The sequence below is a fragment of the uncultured Psychrobacter sp. genome (assembly GCF_947495825.1).
Classification (GTDB): domain Bacteria; phylum Pseudomonadota; class Gammaproteobacteria; order Pseudomonadales; family Moraxellaceae; genus Psychrobacter.
Genome location: NZ_CANMAH010000002.1, coordinates 101081 through 125297 on the forward strand (window position 1 = coordinate 101081; position 24217 = coordinate 125297).

Genomic DNA, 24217 nt, shown 5'->3' on the forward strand with positions numbered 1-24217 from the left:
ACGGTTGAATACTATCAGTATATTGATGGGTATTTGATGATAATAATTACTTGTTTTATCCGCTGGTCTATTTTTTATCTACCTGTTCTGACTGTGTTATGTCATTATAATATTGCGACAACCAGAAAGGCAAAAGGACTTGCGACCGCAGCTAAGATTGTATTAACCCTAATTGTGTTAATTGATAAGCCAAGCGGATAAATACAGACATTTACAATCCATCCTAAGTGGTTAAAAAGATATTAGGCTTTATTTTAGTAAGATGTTTAATATCCTTTATCGCTACTTTAAGGACGTTTGAGGAAGACATAATATGGAAGGTTTAGTCAGTTTAGTAAACGGAATTATTTGGAGCCCCGCTCTGATCTACCTGTGTTTAGGCGCAGGTCTGTTTTATTCTATTATGACGCGCTTTGTACAAGTGCGTTTGTTCGGTGAAATGGTAAAGCTACTGTTTACAGGTAAATCTAGTGAACAAGGTATTTCATCATTTCAGGCGTTAGCCGTCTCGCTCGCAGGACGCGTGGGTATGGGTAACATCGCAGGTGTTGCTGCTGCCATTGGCTTTGGTGGACCAGGCGCCGTATTTTGGATGTGGATTGTAGCTTTTTTAGGGGCATCTACTGCCTACGTTGAGTCTACGCTTGCACAGATTTATAAAGAAAAAGACGTGGTCACAGGCGAGTATCGTGGTGGCCCTGCGTATTACTTTGAGCGCGCTCTTGGCCAAAAATGGTACGGGATCCTTTTTGCAATCTCCTCTATCTTAGCTTGCGGTATGTTCTTACCAGGTGTACAAGCAAACGGTGTTATCAGTGCGTTTGCACAGGTAATGGGTGAAGGCACGGTTATGAACATCGGGAGCCTAGAAGTTGGCTCTATGCGTTTGGTGGCCTTAGTAATCATCCTAGTTGTGCTAGGTATTATTATCTTCGGTGGTATTAAACGTATTGCAACCTTTACTGAGTTCGCAGTCCCTTTTATGGCACTAGGTTATATTGTCTTAGCCTTGATTATCATGTTTACAAACTTCGATATGATCCCTCAAGTCTTTGGTATGATCGTCGGTGATGCCTTTACTGCTCAAGCAGGCTTTGGTGCGGCAATCGGTTGGGGTGTTAAGCGTGGTATTTACTCAAACGAAGCGGGTCAAGGTACAGGTCCTCATGCGGCGGCTGCAGCTGAGGTTCAGCATCCATCACAGCAAGGTTTGGTACAAGCATTCTCAGTCTATGTCGATACTATCTTAGTATGTTCTGCTACTGCCTTCATGATTCTAACGATGGGTACTTATAACATCCAAGGTACGCTACCTGATGGTCAGTTCATCGTTCAAAACGTAGCAGCGACTACTGAAATTAACGCACCTGCCTTTACACAATTGGCAATGGAATCAGTATACGGCTCATTCGGTGATACCTTTATCGCTGTTGCAGTATTCTTCTTCGCCTTTACCACTATTTTGGCTTACTATTATATCGCTGAAGTAAACGTGGCTTATTTGACACGCTTTATCGGTCGCGGTGCGAATAGAACGGGTTTATTCTTAGTTAAAGTACTTATCATGGCGATGGTTGCTTACGGCGGTCTAAATTCAGCTGGTTATATTTGGGCTATCGGTGATATCGGTGTTGGTCTGATGGCATGGCTTAATATCGTTGGTATTCTTGTTATCTTTATCGTTGCACGCCCAACGCTTACGATGCTTAAAGACTACGAAGCACAGCGTAAAGCTGGTGTTAAACGCTATAGCTTTGATCCTGCAAAATTCGGTATTAAGAATGCGCCATATTGGGAAGCACGTCATTTACAAGAGCAAGAGAGAATGGCTCAAAGCCCACTACACAAAGAGCATAAATAACGCTTTTTGAAGTAGCTAGCAGCTATTAGTGTCACATAACATTAAAAAGCTTGAGACTATGTTCTCAGGCTTTTTTTATACTCTGCGTTAGACATTATCTTTTGCTATCAGATACCCTCATCTACAGCACGTGCAGACAAATTTTTTGATCCAATAAAAAACCCAGTACACTTAACTGGGCTTAGTCTTAAAATTATGCATGTCTCAAATCAACTGGTTTTAGTAGCGTCCTATTATTTAGGCATCAATACGGTATCGATCACATGTACCACACCGTTGGTTGCCATCATATCTGGTTGAGTAATATTAGATGTGTTGCCGCTTGCATCTGTAATAACATTAGCTTCACTAATAGAAAACACCTGACCGTTGACTGTCTCGATATCTGTACCATAAGGGATATCGGTAGATCTTACTATCATACTTGGAATAACATGATAGGACAGTACATTAGTCAACATGTCTTTATCGGCCAACAGCTCTTCTTGCGTGACGTCAAGTTTCGTTAATGCATCAGCAAATGCAGCGTCCGTAGGCGCAAATACAGTGAACTCACTGCCTGAATCCATAAGAGTTTGATCCATACCAGATGCTTCTAGTGCTGCTGTCAAAATGGTCAAATCGTCGTTTTCAGAAGCAAGTTCGGCGATATTTTGCGTAGCAGTGGTTTCTTCTGCCATTACTTCAGGTTCTGCAACAACTTCTGGCTCTTCCATTGGTTCAGTTTCGACCATCGGTTCAGTAGTTGCTTCAGCTTCGGTAGGCTCAGCAACCGTCTCTGCGTCATTACAAGCTACCAAAGATACCGCTGATGTAGCAATTGCTAGAGATAATAAAGTCTTTTTTAACATGGGTCTATCCTTATAAAAATTAATCAAGTAGCTTCTTACTCACTGCTATATAAACTATATTCAAAGCACGAATAAGAAGTACCATATATGTCTTATTTATTGTGGCAATAGCACTTTATCGATAACATGTACGACACCGTTGGTAGCAGCAATGTCTGTTTGTAAGATATTAGCAGTACGTCCACTTTCATCCATCAATTTACCTTCAGGCGTTATCATCAATGTATCTTTGCTAAGCATCATAACGTTGCCTGGCTGCACATCTTTAGCGTATACAGGGGCTGGGCCATTGATTACGTGATAACCTAAAATCTTAGTTAAAGCTGGTTTGTTTGCAAAAAGCTGCTCTTTAGTCATGCCAGTCTCTTGCAAAGCTTCAGCAAAAGCTGCATTGGTTGGCGCAAGGATAGTGAAGTTTGCATTAGGATTAGATAACGGTCCTGCTATACCAGCAGCTTGTACCGCTTCAACAAGCGTTGAAAATTCTGCATTGCTTTGAGCAACTTGTACCACATTCATCTTAGCTATATTTTCGCTCTGGGCAGGCGCTTTTTGAGCTTGTGTAGGCGCCTGTTTCGCTGGCATTGGGGTCTTTTCAGCTGGCATCATATTGTTACAAGCGCTTAAGCCTGCGATTGATACAGCCAATGTGCCGATAGTAGCAAGTTTGGTAAGTTTCATATTCATATCCTTGATTTTGATGTATATTCTAGGTGCAAATTTAGAAGGTGAATGGTGCTTTTGTTAAGGCAAAATTCCAAAAATTAACTTATATGTGGTGACCTACTACTTATATAATCACTGCCTCTATGTAATTACCTGCGCACTGACACTACTTAAAAACAGTGCTTATAGGATATAAATACAAAGTGCATATCCAGTATTTAACCATCAGTATTTGAGAACTTATAAGCCATACTTACGAGCAATCGAGCCTTACCACGTCAAACTAACATGGTCAGCAAAGTTAACTATTTGCATTTGCGCTATTTTTTGTCACCGCCTTGTAAGTTTTGTCTGCTTTCTAACACGAACTATTTTTTGTATTTGTAAGAAAAATTTCACTATGGTGCATGACAATTACGATAAGAATATATTCACTTATAAGAATATAAAGTGACCTTAGAGTACGATTTTATTACGGTAGCAACTGATATGGTTATCAACTCCATCTGTGTCCTTGATAGTTAAAACCGAATAAAAACATACCAATAAGCACTGTATTTTTCATGCTAGAATATTGCAGATTTGTGCCTTCTAATGACGCTATGACTTTCTCTTTTCTAATTACAGTATTGACAATATAAGCAGTATATCTATGACTCAACAGACGACTTCACAGACCCCTACTCCAGCCAATCATTCTCCGAAAGCAGCGGACGACTTTGTCCTAACGCCGCCTGCGATCTTTCCTTTTAAAGAGCAGCAGCTAACCGCTCGCGTGCGTATCACTGAGCAAATGAAGTCGCGTATTTTGATGTTAGATGGCGCGATGGGGACACAGATTCAGACCTATAAGCTCGAGGAAGCCGACTATCGCGGTGAGCGCTTCGCTGATATCGAGCAAGACGTGCGCGGTAATAACGATCTGCTCGTGCTGAGTCAGCCGCAGATGATTACCGATATCCATCATGACCACCTAGCCGCTGGCGCTGATATTATCGAGACCAATAGCTTTAATGGTACGCGGCTATCGATGTCTGACTACGACATGGAATATCTGGTACCAGAATTAAACAAGACCGCAGCGCAGATAGCACGGGCGGCAGCTGACGAATTTACCGCGAAAACCCCTGAGAAGCCGCGCTTTGTCGCTGGGGTCATCGGCCCAACCTCACGTACCTGTTCGATCTCTCCCGATGTCAACGACCCTGCCTTTCGCAATATCACCTTTGATGAGTTGGTGCTCAATTACCGCGAGGCGACACTGGCGCTGATCGAAGGCGGCGTCGATATTATCTTGATCGAGACTATCTTTGATACGCTAAACGCTAAAGCGGCGATATTTGCCATCACCGGCGTATTTGATGATATTGGTTTTGAGCTGCCGATTATGATCTCAGGCACCATCACCGATGCTTCAGGACGGACGCTATCGGGTCAGACGGCGGAAGCGTTTTATAACTCTATCCGTCACGCCAAGCCTTTATCAGTTGGCTTTAACTGCGCGCTCGGTGCCGATGCGCTGCGTCCGCATATTCAGACACTCTCAAACATCGCTGACACTTATGTCTCAGCCCACCCTAATGCTGGCTTGCCCAATGAGTTTGGGGAGTACGATGAGACCGCCGAGCAAACGGCTGCCCTGCTTGAAGGCTTTGCCAAAGCGGGCATCCTAAATATCGTGGGCGGCTGCTGTGGTACTACTCCTGAGCATATCCGCCACATTGCAGATATGGTGGCGAACTATCCGCCGCGCGTGATACCAGAGATTGACCCTGCTTGTCGTCTGTCTGGGCTTGAGCCATTTAACATCACCGCCGACAGTCTGTTTGTCAACGTTGGTGAGCGTACCAACGTCACAGGCTCGAAGAAGTTTTTGCGACTAATCAAAACCGAAGCTTATACCGAAGCCCTCGATGTGGCGCGCGATCAGGTCGAAGGCGGCGCGCAAATCGTCGATATCAACATGGACGAGGGCATGCTTGACTCCAAACAAGCGATGATTCACTTTGTCAATTTGGTCTCAGGTGAGCCAGATATCAGCCGTGTGCCGCTTATGATGGACTCCTCTAAGTGGGACATCATCGAAGAAGGGCTTAAACGTATTCAAGGCAAGTCAGTCGTCAACTCCATCTCGTTAAAAGAAGGCTACGATGAGTTTGTCAAGCATGCTAAGCTCTGTATGCGCTACGGCGCCGCGGTCATCGTCATGGCCTTTGATGAAGACGGGCAAGCGGATACTTACGAGCGCAAAATCGAGATCTGCCAGCGCAGCTATGACGTGTTGGTCAATGAAATTGGCTTCCCATCTGAAGACATCATCTTTGACCCCAATATCTTTGCGGTCGCAACTGGTATCACCGAGCACAACAATTACGGCGCTGACTTTATCAATGCGACGAAATGGATCACGGACAACCTGCCCAATGCGATGGTATCAGGCGGCGTGTCCAATGTCTCATTTAGCTTCCGTGGTAACCCCATTCGTGAAGCCATCAACTCGGTATTTCTTTATCATGCGATCAAAAACGGGTTGACCATGGGTATCGTCAACCCGTCGATGCTAGAAGTCTATGACGACATCCCTGTCGAGGCACGCGAGGCGATTGAGGATGTCATGCTCAATCGCAATCAAGGCGAGAGTGGTCAAGATGCCACCGAACGCTTGATGACCATTGCTGAGAGCTATCAAGATGGTGGCAAGAAAAAAGACAGCACCGTCGATATGAGCTGGCGTGAAGGTACGGTAGAAGAGCGCATCGCCCATGCACTGGTCAAAGGTATCACCACCTTTATCGAAGCTGATACCAAAGAAGCATGGGAGAAATATCCCAAACCGCTTGACGTTATCGAAGGACCACTGATGGATGGCATGAATATCGTCGGTGACTTATTTGGCTCGGGTAAAATGTTTTTGCCACAGGTTGTGAAATCTGCGCGCGTCATGAAACAATCGGTCGCTTGGCTCAACCCATATATCGAAGCAGAAAAAGTCGAGGGCGAAGTCAAAGGTAAGATCCTGATGGCAACGGTCAAGGGTGACGTCCATGATATCGGCAAAAACATCGTCGGTGTGGTGCTCGGCTGTAACGGCTATGACATTCTTGATCTGGGCGTGATGGTGCCATGCGAAAAAATCCTCGATACCGCTATTAGCGAGAAAGTCGATATCATCGGCCTATCAGGACTGATTACCCCGAGCCTCGATGAGATGGTCTATGTCGCCAAGCAAATGCAAGAGCGCGGCATGACCTTGCCACTGATGATCGGCGGTGCCACGACCTCTAAAGCCCATACCGCGGTAAAGGTCGAACCGCAATACCAAAACGATGCGGTCATCTATGTATCGGATGCCTCGCGCTCGGTCGGCGTGGTGACCAAGCTGTTGTCGAAAGAGCACCGTCAAGGCCTGATCGATGAAACCCGCGAAGAATATATCAAGGTACGCGAGCGTCTGGCCAAGCGCCAGCCTAAAGCGGCCAAGATATCGTACGCTGACGCCGTCAAGCTTGGCTTTGACTATGACTGGGATAACTATGTGCCACCTAAGCCTAATACACTCGGCCAAGTGATACTTGACGACTATCCGATCGCAACCTTGCTGCCTTATATCGACTGGACGCCGTTCTTTATCTCGTGGGGATTGACAGGTAAATATCCCAAAATCTTGCAAGATGATGTGGTTGGTGAAGCGGCGCGTGATTTGTTTAACAATGCGCAAAACCTGCTACAAAAAATGATCGATGAAAAGTTAGTCGTCGCTAAAGGGGTGTTTAAAATCATGCCCGCGCGGCGCACAGGTAGCGATACCCTCACCGTTTATGATAAAGCGCTGGAAGACGGCGGACAGCCAACCCATACCTTTGAGCATCTGCGCCAGCAATCGGATAAAGCCAGCGGTAAGCCAAACTTTAGCTTAGCCGACTTTATCTCACCATCAGACACGCACACTGATTATCTAGGCGGCTTTACCGTCTCCATCGTCGGTACAGAAGATCTCGCTGAAAAGTATAAAGCGGCAGGCGATGATTATAATGCCATCATGGTACAAGCGCTGTCTGATCGCTTGGCCGAAGCCTTTGCTGAGCACTTGCACGAGCGGATCCGTAAAGACTATTGGGGCTATCAGGCTGATGAGACGCTCAGTAATGAGGAGCTGATTAAAGAAAAATACGTTGGTATCCGTCCTGCTCCCGGCTATCCTGCCTGTCCTGAGCATACCGAAAAAGGCAAACTGTTTGATTGGCTGGGTACAGTGGACGCTATCGGCACAACGCTAACTGAAAGCTTTGCAATGTGGCCTGCTTCCTCGGTCAGTGGCTTTTATTACTCGCATCCTGATAGTGAGTACTTTAACGTCGGTAAAATAGGCCGCGACCAGTTGGAGGATTATGCCAAACGTAAGGATTGGGATATAAAGACGGCTGAGAAGTGGTTAAATCCGAATTTGTCTTAGGGATAGTTTTGGGTAGTATGAGCTGTTCCTGCTATCCGCTTCTATCTGGGCTATCGCAAGGGCGGTCGCTAAAAGCCAGTATCGTTCCTGACCAGCGATAACGCTACTGGCTGAGCGTCCGCAACCCTGCGCTTTGCCAAGTATATCCGCTACTATCAGGGCTAAAAAACCTCGCTATGGCAAGGTTTTTCTATTTTCTAACCTCTAAATTATTTTCTTTTCTAATTTTTATTTCTTTTTCTCTTAACTTATGATGAATGGTTCCAAAAACAGATAAATCTTTTACTTTATATAATTCATTCAGACGTTTTAGCAATTCCTGTGTACCACCACAATTTATAAAATTACCATCTGAAATCACATCCAAACTATAATGATTGTCTACCCAATTATTCAAAAAATTTACAAAATCTATATTTATTTCACAATCAAAGATATTGAACAATAATTCAAGAAATATTTCTTGATATTGATTGTTATTCCAATCATTATTTCTTATTGTATTTAGAAATAATTTTATTTTAGTAACGATTTTATCATTTGAAACAAATATATACTTTAAAATCATATCATTGCAAACAATCCTTTTTTGTCTATTGTCTTTGATTAAGTTAATGTGGAATAAAACTTTGTCCACTAATATTTCATTTGAGTACTGAATATTATTGTCTTTCATATAATAAATAATACTATTAAATTCACTTTTGAAAGCTAGTGATTCATAAAAACCAGAACCCTCCCTAGATATTATCTTATACAAAGGTACATCTAACAAACTAGAAACGCTATCATACTTATTATGATATAAATTATTATTTAATAAAATATGGTAGTCGATAGATTTATATAAATCATACGGTACTTTGTTGTTTAATAAATATTTAGTTAGGTTGTCTACTATTATCGTATACTCATCTTCTGACCAATCGACTAAAGACAATACCATTATTAAATTTGACAAAGACTTTGATATAGTCGTTTGGTTAAATACGTCGTCTATTTCTTCATTGAGTTTTAGTAAATTATTAAGAACTTCATTTAAATATTCTTTTTCACTACTATTAAAAACCAACTTTAAGGATTCTTTTATACTTTCTTTTTTTAGAAAGCTCTGTGTTAACAGATATCTTAAATCTTTTCCATCAAAATATTTTATAAGTATAAATAGGTCATGCTCTTCAACTTCAATTCTACCTTTTATAATTTGAATCTCAAATTTACTTTTTACATATGACTGCATAAGAAATCTAAATTCAGAATAATTATCAATCATAATTTCATTATTCACACAGAAGTTTAAAATCTGTATGCACATATCGTTTGATTTATAATAACTACTTGTAAAACCAAAGCCTCCATTAAGAATAATATTTTCTAGCTTGATTATTTTATCTGAATCAACTATAGACTCAGAGTGAAACTTATAAATAGTTTTGAAGTTTAAGAAGTCCTGTAATGGTTGGACATACTTTTTTATTTCAGTAGGATAATAAGGTATCTTACTCTCCCACTCAGTTTTTTCCAACAATAAGATAGCATCTTTATTATTTTTGCCAGTAATAGACGACTGCATTCTATAAAGATACGTATTCACTAAATCTATATTTAACATATTAATAACTGCTTTGTAATACTCTTTATTTTCCAAGCTACTATTAAGTTTATTATTGAAATTATTTACTATTTCTTCATATTTGTTGGTACTTATATTAATATTATCTAATAGTGAAATATCTAACAAGTATGTATCTATATGCTTATATGAGAATCTAATGAAGCTATTAAATCTATCTTCGCAGGTAACTTCTTCTTTATTATTACAGTCTATATCTGATAGGTAAGAAGTAATATCTATCCAATCATCACTATCTCCTTTCTGTATATAATTGCAGTTAGCCATTAAGAATATTCTAAGTACGAAAACCACTTTATCCTTTATTTCACTATACTCTAAAATTTCAAATTTTATTTTCAACTGTTCTATTATCATAAACATGAAGTTATAAATATTACTTGAATTTCTATTATGACTGTAAAACCTTAATCCAAAACAATTTATATGATATTCTAGCCTAGAGTCGGTTAATACACTTGTAATTTGTTCTGGAAGTAAGGCTTTAAACTCTGATAAATGAATTAATTTCATATAAATATAGTTCATTATGTATAGATACTCTTCCTTTTTTAAAGTATCAAAGTCTTTTCCTAGTATCGAACCAAGTTTATTAGATATATTTTCTTCGCTAATTATAGTATCTAGAAACTTACTATAAACTTCTTTATAGTCGTATTTTTCATCTTCTAAAGGATTTATCACTTTAATTCCATGGTTACTGAGATAAAGCTCTTCTATACTATTCTTTCTTATACTAAGCAAAAATCGAGGTGGTGATATTTTAGACTGCCTTTCAATCCATTTAGAAATTATTTTTAAATTGTAATCATTATAAGAATAACCTAAAAATATAACAGTTTTGGTAGATAAAATATTTCTCAGAAAATTTTCAATTAATGGACTACTAAGGCTAAAGTTTAAATAATCATCTTCTTTAAAAACTATATTATGAGTGTCTAAATCTCCGTGAATCTTTATAACTTTTCTAGGTAGAGTAGACTTTACCAAATCAGAATCACTTTTGATGCAATCATATATCATACCTTTACTTCTATAAGTACTCTCTAATAGGTTATCCCAATTAGTTGTTATGACTAAACTTGGATTTAATGCAAATATTTTTTCATGTATCTCTGATGGCTTAGCATGTAATGGTATTAATTTCTTTAGCTTTTCATAAAGTCTATATTCACCGAATTGCAAGTAATACAACTGAGCTACTTTTGGATAATCATTTTCGTTAGTTTGTAATTCTTCTTGTAGATTATTTATCAGTTGTTCCCAATTTGGAAACTTTATTGTTCCTATCTCAGAAAACTTTGAAACTCCTGCTCCAACAAATACTACTAAGTTATCATTTTTACTAGCTTCTATTATTGAGTTAATGTCTGCTTGATTAAATTTCACTACACAGTCTCCAATACAAATGCTCTATTAATCACTTCTTTAATAACTATAAAATTTCCACACTAGCGCCATGCGATATTACACTCTTTACCCTTCGCAATACATTACATTGTCCCAATCCTTCTCTCATTTTTTGCGCCATGTAAAGGGGCGCTGGCAGACGGGGCATATTTTTTGCGGTAGCTTTTATTCTTGTGTATTATAATTTCCTTATACCCAATATAGCGCTAGGCTAAAACCACAGCTTACTGTAGATATAAGGTATTATAGCCTGCTTCATGGACCTTTAAACAAACGATTTATAAATTGGTGCTTGATTTGGCTTTTTTAAGATGGTATCTACGCTAAATTTTGTAGTGCATGTGCTATTTAAAGATTTGGTTTTTTGTAGGTTGGTGTCGAGGCACGAGACCCAACAATTAAGAACCAAAAATGTTGGGGGTCGCAAGCTCCGCCCAACCTACCCGAACCTCTTCTATAGCAAAGCTCATTCATTAATTAATGGTTGCCTTGAGGTGCGGTTTAGCCCTGAGACCCGTTAAAAAATTGCACTGCAATTTTAGGGGCGCAAGAGAAAATCCCTTAAAGGGGATTTTCTAATAGCGGTTATCCTTGTCTACTCACTGGGCTGCGGGGGCTTGGCTAGAGGGGGTCGCTCGAATGTTGGAACGCCTCTCGCCTTAGCCACCGCCCCAGTGAGTAGGCAAGATATGAGCGAAAAGCAGGATTGGCTGCTTATTATTCTTTAGGTTTGAATAAGAAATATGGCAGTCTTGATTTCAGCTCAAGTTACGTAGAATTATTAACAACGGTTACGCCTTGTCTGCACTCTCTACGAGAATTTGACAAGTCTAACACCACCCTACTTCAATTATGAACTCAAGTCGCGCGGCATCGCCTCGCCCCAATAGTGATAACCAACGATATTGACGCCCTGAGTGAATCCTTGCTGACCCGATACCTCAAACCCCGCCTGCGCGATCAGCTGCTCGATATCTCTATTTAGATGACAGCCGCCCGCTACCGGCTTCCATGCTGGAGTGATGAGCTGTTGGATTTTGCCCACCCATTTGGGCTGCGGCGCTAAACCGTGCTCGGCATAATAGAGGGTGCCAGTCGGTTTTAGCACGCGTCTCATTTCAGTTAGCGCTTGGATAGGATTAGAGATAGAGCATAGAGTAAACGTCATGACGACACTGTCCACGCTGTTGTCCTCAAGAGGTAGCGTCTCAGCGGACAGCGGCTCTGAGATAAAGTCGATACCTGCACTAGCAAAGCGCTCCCCTGCCAATGGATGCAGGTGCGGATCGACGCCTATCACTTGTTTGACAGTTTGTGAGTTATAAAACTCAGCATTGAGCCCACTGCCAACACCAACTTCTAGTACGATGCCATGCGCTTTTGGGACGACCAGTGCTCTTTGCTCACTTACAATCTCTAACGCACAGACTTTGTCGATTAGTACTGGTAAGACTTTATTATCATAGATGCTTTTGAGATTGCTGATTTTGGAGGTCGGCTTTGATTTCATGATGACTCCTTTATAATTAAAATATGGACATCTTTGTATTCTACTCACTCTTTTTACTTCGCCGACACCGCTCGGAACAATAAATCACCTGCTCCCAATCCTTCTCCCACTTTTTGCGCCATGTAAAGGGGCGCTGGCAGACGGGGCATATTTTTTGCGGTAGATTGACCTTTTTGTGTGCCATAGTCCTTTTCCTAAAGTTAACGATAGATGATTACTGACCCCAGATAGGTGAGCGTACAACCCCGCCTGTCTTACTGCTAATGGCGTAGCTTGTCCGACCCGCTAGCGAATGTATGACTATGCTGCCGCCGCTTTGTCCACCCACTCGTGAGGTCCGCGTAGGATAAACAGTATATTGTCCAGAGGGTGAAAAACGTGCTGGCTCGTCTATACCCGTCTCTGCAAGTTTGACAGTCTTTCCTGTTGCTAGCGACATAATCGCTGCTTGACGATCGTTTAGGTAGGCTAAGTGTTTGCCATCACGGCTGAGCTGCGGACTGGCAGCATAATCTTTCATCGTTATTTGGGTAGCGTTACGAGTCGCAAAGTCGTAGCGATATATTCTCGGTCGTCCAGCGTTTTTCTTATCACTGGTGTAAACGAAGCTTTGGCCATCACTAGCATAGCTTGGCTGCACCTCGGTGCTAGGCAGTGTGGTGAGCTGTTTGGTTTTACCGCTATTTAGATGCATCTCATAGATATCTGCATCACCGCCAACGGTTGAGCTATAGAGCAGCTTTTGACCATCTGGTGAGAATGACGGTGATAGGTTGCTGCCCTCAGTACCCACCACCAGATTGTGCGTTTGGCGACTCACATCATATATATAGATTTTCGGGTTTTGTCGCGGAGTTTGCTTACTATAAGCCAATAGCTGCCCATCAGCTGACCATGCTGGCGCATATATATAGCCGCTTAGCTCATCGATGAGCTGTCTATCGCTACCATCAGGACGAATGCTATACAAACTAGAGACTTTTGTAGACCCTGCGCCTTGCTCTTCCACGTAGGCAATGCGACCCGTACGATCTACCGCTGGCATGGTAGCTGTCAGTGGACTTGTCATCGTACTGCTAATAGGCGTGTGAGTGCCTTTGTCTATCGGCAACGTGCTACAAGCCGTTAAAAAAACACTGAGTGCAATACCCGCCATAATATTGCAAATGATATTCGTCTGAGTTATAGAAAGGTATTTTGTGTGTAGAAGTTGAGAGATACTAGAGGTAGGCATAAAGAGGTACTCAGTTAGGTTCTGGCTAGAAGCAATAAATTAGAAGACGAAAAGCGCGTTTGAGTAGCTAAGCATGTCATTTATCTTTTATTAAAAATACCCATTGATGAGATAATAAGACAATAGGTAAAATAATTAGGACATATAATCAAGTCATAAAAAAACGCCTCACTACATTACATAGTGAGGCGCTCTATAGTTAGCAACTATCTGTCTTTTTTTATAGTAATAACAATAATTTATAAAAATCATTCCAAACCACTTTAACTACATAATCTTTGATTATTTGGCAATTGCTTTAAAATGAGCAACTTGGTTTGCATTGCGAATAGTCAAGATAGGTACATTGTTTACGTTATTATTGATGCTATATTTGCCTTGTACCGTCGCCATCGTTGCCGTATCAAAGCTCGCTTGTGGCTCAGGACATGCCATCATAGTGGCTAGGACATTGTTTAGTACCACATTACCATTTACGACACTATATTCAGCGCCCATGTTATTACAGGTATTCATAAAAGTAACGCGATCGCTACCATTGGATTCAGAGAAGCTAAGTGTTAACGGTTTAGATGGGTTATAAAATAGCTGAGAGACCTGCTCACCATTGCTACGTTTGGCCTCAACGAGCTGCCAGTCATGAGCCTGTAAGGCATCTGAAGTAATAGGCTGCGTAACTGGGGCGGTGACATTTGAAGTGGTTTGACAACCAGCAGCAAGTGTACCTACTGTAAGGGTTGCAGCCAGCATTACTTTGGTCATATTTTTCATAAAAACTCCTATAATAGATAAATTTAAATCTTTAAATAATAGACATGTTTTTCGCTTATTATTTAGCATCATAACTTTTATAATGATTGTTTATTTTTATTTAATTTTTTGAAAAACTATTCTAAACAACAGTGCTATTATGCCTGACTAGCAGATTATTGTCATGAAAGTTTACGTACACCCTTACCGCTAGATTTGTTCAACTATATAGGTGTTTTGCTAATCCTTCTTGTCAAAGTGTAGGTTACCTGCTAACTGTTAATCTAAATCCAATCGCTCTGATCTATCCAGCGCTCGCTACCTTTAATCACTCAACACTCTTAATCACTCGCTATTTTTAATCACTCATTGCTTATCTAAAACCAACATAAAAAATACCCCACTTATCAGCGAGGTCTTTTGCAAAGATTATTGTTATATAATTTTGATCAAATAACATCTGTACCAGTAATATCAGGCTGGCTGGTTGGCTGTGGTTTTAGTGACTGACAGCCTACTAGTACGCTTAACATTACAAGGCTAGTCACTACTGCTTTGGTCATATTTTTCATTGGTACTCCTCGTGTAGATTGATTAAGTATCATCAGTGATAAGTTTTTTATTACGTGAGACTTACGATACCAGCTTGCATTCTCACTATTAACATTAGCTTGTTTGAGCTTTAATAACAACTCTCATCTACTTTGCTATCAGTTATTTAATGTTAATCAAAAATATTTATGACTATCCTTGCTGTTATATAACAGTATAGCCAGCCAAGCATTCATCAAACAACACCATGACTGCTAGCATTTATGGCAGAGCCGTTAACTGTGCATTTATGTTATAATGTACCTACATTAATTCTATAACTATAAGTACGACAATGATGACTAAAAAATCTCTTATCCAATCTCCTGAAGCCATAGAAAAAATGCGTGTTGCTGGTAAGCTTGCCAGCGATGTACTTGTGATGCTTGATGAGTACGTTAAAGTTGGTGTTAGTACCGAGGCGCTCAATCAGATTGCTCACGATTATATCGTTAATGAGCAAGGGGCCATTCCAGCACCGCTTAACTATAATGGTTTTCCAAAATCAATCTGCACCTCAGTGAATCATGTGGTGTGCCACGGTATCCCGACCGAAAATAAACTGCTCAAGGACGGTGATATTATCAATATCGATGTGACCGTGATTAAAGATGGCTATTATGGCGATACCTCAAAAATGTGGATCGTTGGTAATGGTTCCATCATGGCGCAGCGTATCTGTAAAGTTGCGCAAGACGCGCTGTATGCTGGCATGAGTGTCGTCAAAGATGGCGCACGCTTAGGTGATATCGGCGCCGCTATCCAAGAAGTAGTCGAGCCTGAACGCTTTAGTATCGTGCGTGAGTTCTGTGGTCACGGTATTAGTAATGAGTTTCACCATGAGCCGCAAGTTATGCATTACGGCAAAAAAGGCACAGGGTTCGAGCTTAAGACTGGCATGACCTTTACTATTGAACCAATGATTAACCAAGGCACGTGGCAGACCAAGATTCTACCGGATGAATGGACAGCGATTACTAAAGATCGTAAGCTGTCAGCGCAGTGGGAGCACACGATGGTTGTGACTGATAACGGCTGTGAGGTATTTACCACTCGCCCTGAAGAAGACTTGAGCTTTTTGACCCAATGATATAAAAAAGATCGCTTAGGCGGTCTTTTTTTTGGCTATTATTATGATTATTGATTGTTGGTTACAGGTTGAGCATTATATTTGCTGATTTTTTACCTTTATACTCTTATTTGCTTTTTATTTTTAATAATCTTTTGTTTTAATGGTCTTTTATAATCATGCTTTATTGTTGATGGCATTTTGCCTTTGGTCATTTCTACTCTGAAATTTTTGCTTGGATAACGCTCATGTTCTCATTCGATGCTGCTTCTATTAACCTCACTCCGCTACCCTCTTTTCCTGCGTCAGATACAATCTCATCATCTGATACAGAGAAGTCTTTACTTGGTATACCCAAATGGTTGGCCCAAATCAATACTGATATTAATCGTGCCCTTGAGCGTGGAGCGAATATTCGTCAATTGGTGGGCGCTCGTAGCGATGCCATTGATGATTTACTCATCGCATTGTTTACGTGGTTTGAGTTGGACGAGACGGATTTGGCATTATTTGCAACTGGCGGCTATGGGCGTAATGAGCTGTCATTATACTCAGATATTGATATCTTGCTATTAGCACCTGATGAGTTAAAGCCGGGCGTTAGCAGTAAGATTGATAAATTGGTAGCGATGCTATGGGATATTGGACTAGAGCCTGCGCTATCGGTACGTAGTGTCGATGACTGCTTGGAAGCTGCAACAGATCATACGGTTGCCAGTGCCTTACTAGAAGCACGATTATTAATCGGCAATGAAGCGCTAAAGAACATTCCTGTAGATGTCGTCAACAAGCTATGGTCACAAAAAGATTTTTATGAAGTAAAAATCAATGAAGCCAAGGCGCGTTATATTCGGCATAATGCTACTGAATACAATCTTGAGCCCAATATCAAGACAGCGCCAGGCGGACTACGCGATATTCATATCGTCGGTTGGGTAACCAAACGCTACTTTCGAGTCAGCAAGCTTTATGACTTGGTACAGCAAGGCTTTGTGACCGAAAAGGAGTTCGATGAGCTAAGCTTTGCTGAAAGCTTCTTATGGCAGATACGTCATTATTTGCATGAGATGACTGGTCGCAACGAAAATAAGCTACTGTTTGATTATCAGCGTGATATTGCGCAGCGGATGGGTTATGAGACGCAGCCAGATGATCAGCCCAATGCCGCCGTTGAGCGTTTTATGCGCGACTACTATCGCTGTGCAATGCAAATATCAACGCTGTCTGAGATGCTCATCAACCATTATTATGAAACCATCATAGAACCGCATTTACCAGAACACGAGCAGCCAACTAAGCGCCCTCTAAACGCCCTATTCAATCAGGTCGGTGAGCAGATTGCCATCTCTCATCATCGCGTGTTCTCTCAGCATCCTGAAGCGATTTTAGAGATGTTTTTACTCATGGGACAGTATGGGATAAAAAGTATTCGAACTCGAACTCTGCGCGCATTAAAAATTGCCGCGCGTGGTATCGATCAGACTTACCGTGACAATCCTGAGCATCAAGCGTTGTTTTTGGAAAATATAAAAGAGCAAAATTATCTGTTTCATCGTTTGCGTGCGATGAACCGCTATGGGGTACTGGGTAATTACATTCCTGCCTTTGCGCAAGTGACCGGTCTTATGCAGTACGACTTATTTCATCGTTATACAGTCGATGCGCACACACTATTTTTGATTCGAATCTTGCACCGCTTTACCGATGCGCGTTTTTATGAAGATTTCCCATTGGTTAGTGCGATTTATCAGCGCATTGAGCGTAAAGAGATTTTAGTATTGGCAGCGATGTTCCATGATATTGCAAAAGGTCGCGGCGGTAATCACAGTCAGCTTGGAGAGACCGAGTCGATTGAGTTTTGTTTGGCGCATGGTATGAGTAAAGCCGACTCCCATCTGGTAGGCTGGCTTACGCGCTATCATTTACTCATGTCTATGACTGCGCAAAAAAAGGACATATCAGATCCTGAGGTGGTGACTGTCTTTGCTGATTTGGTCGGCAATGTCACTCATCTAAATCATCTATATGTACTAACAGTGGCGGATATGAACGCTACCAATCCGCAGCTTTGGAACAGCTGGCGGGCGACTTTGATGAAACAATTATACTCACAAACGCGGCGTATTTTACGCGCTGATATTGACGCACCGACCAACCGTCAAGATATGATTCGCGCGACACGCAAGCAAGCGCTAACGATGCTTGATAACGTTAATAATCAGCATATGAACCGTGATGAGGTGCTCAGATTATGGAATGAATTGGGGGATGAGTATTTTTTGCGCGAGATTGCAGAAGATATCTTATGGCATACCGAAGCCATCTTAAATCATCCTCCTATCGGCTATGCTTCTAATGCTGATAGCACGCCGTTAGTGGTATTGCGTGAGCATCGAGAGTTGGCTTTAGATGCTGTGCAAGTGTTTGTATATACTCAAGATCAAGCCAACCTATTTGCCGTTACCATGGCAGTATTTGATCAGATGAATCTTGACGTACTAGACGCCCGCATCATTACCGCAACCCGTAACTTTGCTTTGGACTCTTATGTATTACTTGATCGTAGCGGTACATTACTAAAAGATGAGGACAGTCAACAAGAGCTAAAGCAGCGTTTGGTTAATGCTTTTAAAAACCCTACCACCCCCAAGCTTGCGCAAAAACGTATCCCGCGCCAGCTCAGACATTTTGATGTGCCAACCACTATTGACTTTGAGTTTAATGAGGCTTCAGGTCAGCATATTATGAGCTTACAGACGCTTGATCAGCCAGGACTTTTGGCACGAGTGGGACAGGTGTTTTTACAGCAAGGTATTGAAGTACATGCGGCCCGTATCACAACCTTAGGTGAGCGCGCAGAAGATATGTTCTATCTTAGTGATCAAAACGATGCGCCATTATCTATCGAAAAACTTGATACTCTAAAAGCCGCTTTGATTGCTAGTATTAGTGTTCTACCAGATAGCAGTCATGTTTAACTTTGCATGACTGCTATCAATCGATTTAAACGGTACAGTTCTAATTAAGTAGCATGGTTCTAAGACATATGAATCAGGCTTTTATAGATCATTTTATCAGCATAAGGTGACAGCTCTTCGTCAGCAATCTCTGGTGGCAGTACTTCTGCTTCTATTTGATACTCACCTAATATCAATCGTCCCGCTTCGACTTCTTTTTGGAGCAGTCGTTGCAGGCTCGCCAGTTTCAAATGTAATTTATAACGCTCATAAATCGTTTGTAAAGAGATAGGCGCGCTGGCATGAATAGCGGGTAAAATGACATCTGATGCTAGTATATACATCTCATTCAACGCTTGTTCGCGTACCATATCTGCACTATCAATTCGATTTTGCAAACGATTTGCCAAACGCCCTTTAGACGATAACATCACTACAAACAATGCAGTCTGTACACCAAATACAGCCATATACATCCAAAAATACAGCTCTACGTTTAATAGACTGCTAAGTAGCATAAGAACGATGGCCACAACGAAATAGCTGACCAATTGCCATAATAGCCACATAATTAGACTATTATCTCCAAACCAAAACATCCAACGCTCTTCTAGGGCTATAAGGCTCTGACGCGCTTCCCACCATTGCTGTTCACGTTGTTCTAGCTGTTCGCAAAAGCTGATGTTTTGTAAATTGATATCATCAATTGTTTTAACGTTGTTGGTAGGAAGGTTATCGACAATCTCGATATCAAGAGGGGTAGTTCTAGAAGCTTTAAGCATATCAATCATCCTAACAATGGCTTACCAAAACAAACGGCAGACATTGTATTTATTGTTGTTATTTATAAGCTACGAGTGATAAGACCAACAGCTAAGTTATTGAACGTCTTAACAAATAATTGCTCAGACAATGACCGCGACTGTAAGATAAGAAGGAAAAGACAAAAAATAAGAGAAGTGCTACACTGTCTAAATGTAATTTTTCTTTATAATTTTATTATCAATGGCCTATTATAGTTACCTAATCTATGAATAACAACTTAATGCGTTTACATCCATATCCGTTTGCCAAAATGGCGACTCTTTTAGCAAACAGCGCCCCAGCCCCTGCCTACACAGAGATTAAGCTTGGCATAGGTGAACCAAAACACAAGCCACCAACATTTGTACTGGACGCGTTACAAGAAAACTTAGACAAACTATGTCGATATCCGACTACTAATGGTACTTTTGAGCTGCGTCAAACCATTGCGCATTGGCTCGAAAAGCGGTTTTTTTTGCATCACGTCGATGCCAATACCGAAGTACTGCCGGTCATGGGCACACGCGAAGCTATTTTTAGTTTTGTACAAGCGGTGATAAGTCACGACGAAAAAACAGCTAAGCTAGAAGACAAGACAGATAATAGGCCATGTGATCCTATAGTCGTCATGCCCAATCCTTTTTATCAAATTTATGAAGGAGCTGCGATACTTGCGCAAGCGGCGCCATACTTTGTACCTTGCACATTGGACAATGACTTTAAAGGCAATTATCGCACTGTGCCGAAAGATATCTGGCAACAAACGCAGCTTTTATTCGTCTGTAGTCCAAACAACCCGACCGGCTCTGTGATGACCATGGATGACTGGGAGTTTCTTATTCGTCTGTCAGATAAATACGGCTTTATTATCGCCAGCGACGAGTGCTATAGCGAACTGTACTTTGACAAAGCGCCTATTGGTCTGCTACAAGCTTGCGCCGAACTTGGTCGTAATGATTTTAAAAACTGCGTCGTATTTCACTCATTATCGAAGCGCTCAAACCTCCCCGGTCTACGCTCAGGCTTTATCGCAGGCGACGAGACTATTTTAAAATCTTATTTACAATATCGTACCTATCAAGGCTGTGCGATGCCTATACCGCATCAGATTGCCTCTATCGCGGCTTGGCAAGATGAGAAACATGTGGCGCATAATCGGGCGCTATACCAAGAAAAATTTGCGTTGTGGATGGCAGAATTAGGCGAGCTACTAGATTTACGTATGCCTGAGGCTGGATTTTATTTTTGGGTAAAAGTCCCTGAACAGTTCGATGGTGATGACGAAGTCTTTGTTAAAGTACTGTATGAGCAAGCCAATATCCATGCGCTTGCTGGGCGTTACTTGTCACGTGAAGTCAATGGTAAAAATCCCGGTCAAGGTTATGTCCGTATCGCTCTAGTTGCTAGTGTTGAAGAGAGCCGTGAGGCAATTGAGCGTATTCGTAAATTGTTAACGGAGCATACCAAGTCATCTGTATAATCAGTAAATGGCTAAGCAACTGCCGGATGAGTTTTTGTAGTTTTCAATTATCATCATAGCGTCGCTCTTATCTTTAGTCGCTCTCATATCCCTATTAACAATAATGTTATAAAGGGCAAGATAGTGCTATAGTAAGACAATATCGTTTTACTATAGTCGCCTATGCAGCTCAGCTTTTTTATGACTTTGTCTTAGTCATTGAGTTTGCGATGATAAACTGCTTGTGTGGACGACGCTATCAAGGATGATGCCATGCCCCATCTTGATTTTACCCAGCCCCCATTTGACGTCCTGCGTCTCACTGAACGACAAAGTCTCAAAAAAAACACCCAAGTTCGTTATCTTGGCGCCAATGAATCCTTATCTTGCGACGACTTACACAACTTTTTTGTGGTATTAAAAGGGCAGATTGACCAAACATTGGCGGACGAGTTAGTCGCTTCTTATTTTGGTAGTAATCACTCCGATCTACTCAACAGTAATGACTGGTTTGATGGTCGCCGCACACCTGAATCGCATCACCATATCAAAAAAACTCTAGACAACGATCCTTACCCTGATACTTATCGGTATACTGCTCATGAAGACACTTTGTTGCTCCAAATCAATGGCACTGCTATCGATAAAATCAGCGCGCAAAATCATCTGGTCCGCCAACTACTATCAGACAAATTGCCCGAGCGTCTAAAGGCACTACGGCAACGGCGTAGTACACCAGCTCAAGGACTGGGTCTGAATGCCGGAAGCTATACGGCGCAGCAAGAAGTACAGCAAATCATGCTACAACCAGTCACCGATGTCATGCTATTGCCTGTACATATTATTGACGCTGACCATAGCCTACATGAAGCTGCGCGTATCATGACCGAGGCTGGACTAAAGCATGTGCTAGTACGTCCAACCAATCATTTATTAGAGCCACCAATAGATACACTTAACAATACCAAAAACACCTCTAAGCCTGAAGCTGAACATAGCATGACTCACCGTTCAGATCGTGAGCTTGGTATCTTAACTGATACGGACATCTGCCGCGCTGTCAGCGAACAGAAAGACCCTGCCACCACTCCCTGTCAGTATTTTGCCAGCTTTAACCTACGCACCATCAACGCTCAAAGTGAGATTGGTGATGCGCTAATGACCATGACCCGCTACCGTATTCACCGCTTACCTGTCATCGATAATAAAGATCAAGTCATCGGTGTATTGGGTCAAAGCGATGTACTGGCTTATCTTGGTCACCACTCACAGCTCATTAGTGTTCAAATTGAACAAGCAAAGGACTTAAACAGCCTAGATACGGCGGTCGAACTCATCGGACGCTACATTCGCACGCAGCATCAAAACGGTGTCAAAATTGGTATTGTCAGTCGTATGGTGCAAACGCTAAATGCGCAAGTCTTTACTAAGCTTTGGAAACTGATCGTTCCTGATGAAGTTGTAGCAAATACCTGCGTTATCGTGATGGGCTCAGAGGGTCGCGGTGAGCAAATCATGCGTACTGACCAAGATAACGCGCTCATCATTCGTGATGGCTTTACTCATCCTGATTTGGCGCAGTTTGCAGACACCTTTAATAATCACTTAGCAGATCTTGGTTATCCGTTATGCGATGGCAAGATTATGATGAATAACCCAATGTGGCGACAACCACTAAAACAGTTTAAAGCCCAAATCAGCTTGTGGTTTAAAGACACCGAGCCGATGCACAGTATCTACTTATCCGCCATACTCGATGGCGAGTACGTCTGCGGTGATGAATCACTGCTAAAGGATGTACGAGAACATTTGCAAACAGCTCACAGGCAATCAGATCGGATGTTCGTACGGCAGTTTGTACGAGCAGCGCTCCAGTTCGGTGACGTCAATCAATGGTGGCAAAAGTTTGTGCCGTTATTAAGCGGTAAACCTAGCTCGCATGATATTGATCTTAAAAAAGCTGGTATCTTTCCACTGGTGCATGGTATTCGCGCCTTGGCATTAGAAAATGATATTTTAGAAGTACCCAGCACTAAAGGTCGCCTTAAAGGTTTGGTGCAAGCTGGCGCTTTAAACCAAGAGCGGGCTGACACCTTATCAGAAGCTTTAGAGTTTTTTATGGCGCAGCGTTTATCGGTCGCACTCTCTACAGATGATAAGTATGCACGGCACGTTGACCCAACTACCTTATCAGCGCTGGAGCGTGACTTATTAAAAGAGTGTCTGGCCGTGGTAAAAAGCTTTAAAACGCAGCTGCGGCAGCACTATCAACTAGAGGTATCATAAAGGAATATTATAAAGGAATATTATACTGATATGAGCTGGTTAAAGCAGTTGTCTTCTACATGGCAAAAGTCGCAATTACAGCGTCCAGAGCTGGCATCGATGTTTGATAAGCCTTTGGCTGAGCAATGGGTCACGATAGACTGTGAGATGACAGGACTTAATCCTAAAAAGCATCACTTATTATCGGTAGCAGCCATTCATATCAATGGCAATACTATCGATACAGGTAATGGCATGCACCTAGTTTGCAAACCGCCTGTGATGCCTGACCGTGATACCATTGTGATTCATGGCCTGCGTACCGCTGATGTCGAAAACGGGATGAGCTACGATGAGATGCTCGAGTTACTATTACCCTTTATTGATAATCGTCCGATAGTGGGATTCTGTCCAAAGATAGATACAGGCTTTTTAAACCCTCTAGTAAAACGCTATATGGGCACTACTTTACCCAATGATGTCATTGATGTGCGTCATCTATATAGCCGGCGTGTGAGCGGTCAAACCCAAGGCCTCTCCGGTCAATCACAGCATCTGACCAGTATCTTAGCGCATTATGATATTCCTGAGCTTGGCACTCATGATGCTTATAACGATGCCATCATGACAGCGATGGCATTTTTGCATGTACGCTAAGACTTGCCACCGATTCATGTTAATATATGCGGTTTTTGCCACCTGAT

General features: G+C 41.8%; 16 protein-coding genes and 1 pseudogene. 7 read left to right on the forward strand and 10 right to left on the reverse strand.

Annotated features, from left to right (window positions below; all coding sequences use genetic code 11):
- The first annotated feature begins 313 nt into the window (after positions 1 to 313).
- On the forward strand, positions 314 to 1861 hold the full coding sequence (locus Q0895_RS03250) for an alanine/glycine:cation symporter family protein (protein ID WP_299185480.1): 1548 nt from the start codon (positions 314 to 316) through the stop codon (positions 1859 to 1861).
- A gap of 233 nt (positions 1862 to 2094) precedes the next feature.
- Here the strand turns inward: Q0895_RS03250 and Q0895_RS03255 are convergent, their stop codons facing one another.
- Positions 2095 to 2712, reverse strand: coding sequence for a fasciclin domain-containing protein (locus Q0895_RS03255; protein ID WP_299185481.1), 618 nt, complete (start codon positions 2710 to 2712; stop codon positions 2095 to 2097).
- A 96-nt stretch (positions 2713 to 2808) separates the two neighbouring features.
- Positions 2809 to 3393 carry a fasciclin domain-containing protein gene (locus Q0895_RS03260; RefSeq protein WP_299185482.1) on the reverse strand — a complete coding sequence of 195 codons (585 nt, stop codon included), beginning with the start codon at positions 3391 to 3393 and terminating at the stop codon, positions 2809 to 2811.
- A 637-nt stretch (positions 3394 to 4030) separates the two neighbouring features.
- Between Q0895_RS03260 and metH the strand changes: the two genes are divergently transcribed.
- Positions 4031 to 7831: a methionine synthase gene (gene metH, locus Q0895_RS03265; RefSeq protein WP_299185483.1), complete on the forward strand. Its 3801-nt coding sequence runs from the start codon at positions 4031 to 4033 to the stop codon at positions 7829 to 7831.
- A gap of 190 nt (positions 7832 to 8021) precedes the next feature.
- Here metH and Q0895_RS03270 read toward each other — a convergent pair whose 3' ends face one another.
- The 7 genes and pseudogenes from Q0895_RS03270 to Q0895_RS03295 form a co-directional block, all read right to left on the reverse strand.
- The gene (locus Q0895_RS03270) at positions 8022 to 10853 is read right to left on the reverse strand and encodes an SIR2 family protein (RefSeq protein ID WP_299185484.1); all 2832 of its coding nucleotides are present in this window, start codon (positions 10851 to 10853) and stop codon (positions 8022 to 8024) included.
- Between the two features lie 129 nt (positions 10854 to 10982).
- A pseudogene (locus tag Q0895_RS13450) lies at positions 10983 to 11048 on the reverse strand (DUF2256 domain-containing protein); the annotation flags it as partial.
- 676 nt (positions 11049 to 11724) lie between these two features.
- Positions 11725 to 12384 (reverse strand): class I SAM-dependent methyltransferase, encoded by a 660-nt coding sequence (locus Q0895_RS03275; protein WP_299185486.1) that lies wholly within the window; start codon positions 12382 to 12384, stop codon positions 11725 to 11727.
- Between the two features lie 40 nt (positions 12385 to 12424).
- Positions 12425 to 12568 carry a DUF2256 domain-containing protein gene (locus Q0895_RS03280; protein WP_299185488.1) on the reverse strand — a complete coding sequence of 48 codons (144 nt, stop codon included), beginning with the start codon at positions 12566 to 12568 and terminating at the stop codon, positions 12425 to 12427.
- Positions 12569 to 12598: 30 nt separating this feature from the next.
- Positions 12599 to 13540, reverse strand: coding sequence for a Xaa-Pro aminopeptidase (locus Q0895_RS03285; RefSeq protein WP_299185489.1), 942 nt, complete (start codon positions 13538 to 13540; stop codon positions 12599 to 12601).
- A gap of 360 nt (positions 13541 to 13900) precedes the next feature.
- Complete coding sequence (locus tag Q0895_RS03290) at positions 13901 to 14389, reverse strand: META domain-containing protein (protein WP_299185491.1); 489 nt, start codon at positions 14387 to 14389, stop codon at positions 13901 to 13903.
- Between the two features lie 428 nt (positions 14390 to 14817).
- The gene (locus Q0895_RS03295; RefSeq protein ID WP_299185492.1) at positions 14818 to 14940 is read right to left on the reverse strand and encodes a hypothetical protein; all 123 of its coding nucleotides are present in this window, start codon (positions 14938 to 14940) and stop codon (positions 14818 to 14820) included.
- A gap of 314 nt (positions 14941 to 15254) precedes the next feature.
- On the opposite strand from Q0895_RS03295, the gene map reads away from it, so the two are divergent.
- Both map and glnD read left to right on the forward strand, forming a co-directional pair.
- On the forward strand, positions 15255 to 16049 hold the full coding sequence (gene map / locus Q0895_RS03300; RefSeq protein WP_299185493.1) for a type I methionyl aminopeptidase: 795 nt from the start codon (positions 15255 to 15257) through the stop codon (positions 16047 to 16049).
- 227 nt (positions 16050 to 16276) lie between these two features.
- On the forward strand, positions 16277 to 19006 hold the full coding sequence (glnD, locus tag Q0895_RS03305; RefSeq protein WP_299185494.1) for a [protein-PII] uridylyltransferase: 2730 nt from the start codon (positions 16277 to 16279) through the stop codon (positions 19004 to 19006).
- Positions 19007 to 19065: 59 nt separating this feature from the next.
- Here glnD and Q0895_RS03310 read toward each other — a convergent pair whose 3' ends face one another.
- Complete coding sequence (locus tag Q0895_RS03310) at positions 19066 to 19767, reverse strand: hypothetical protein (protein WP_299185495.1); 702 nt, start codon at positions 19765 to 19767, stop codon at positions 19066 to 19068.
- Between the two features lie 248 nt (positions 19768 to 20015).
- Between Q0895_RS03310 and dapC the strand changes: the two genes are divergently transcribed.
- The 3 genes from dapC to Q0895_RS03325 all read left to right on the forward strand — a co-directional run bounded on the left by dapC (position 20016) and on the right by Q0895_RS03325 (position 24170).
- On the forward strand, positions 20016 to 21269 hold the full coding sequence (gene dapC / locus Q0895_RS03315) for a succinyldiaminopimelate transaminase (RefSeq protein ID WP_299185496.1): 1254 nt from the start codon (positions 20016 to 20018) through the stop codon (positions 21267 to 21269).
- A gap of 252 nt (positions 21270 to 21521) precedes the next feature.
- A complete protein-coding gene (locus Q0895_RS03320) occupies positions 21522 to 23534 on the forward strand; it encodes a DUF294 nucleotidyltransferase-like domain-containing protein (protein ID WP_299185498.1) in 2013 nt (670 codons plus the stop codon).
- Between the two features lie 30 nt (positions 23535 to 23564).
- Positions 23565 to 24170 carry a 3'-5' exonuclease gene (locus tag Q0895_RS03325; protein ID WP_299185499.1) on the forward strand — a complete coding sequence of 202 codons (606 nt, stop codon included), beginning with the start codon at positions 23565 to 23567 and terminating at the stop codon, positions 24168 to 24170.
- The last annotated feature ends 47 nt before the right edge of the window (positions 24171 to 24217 follow it).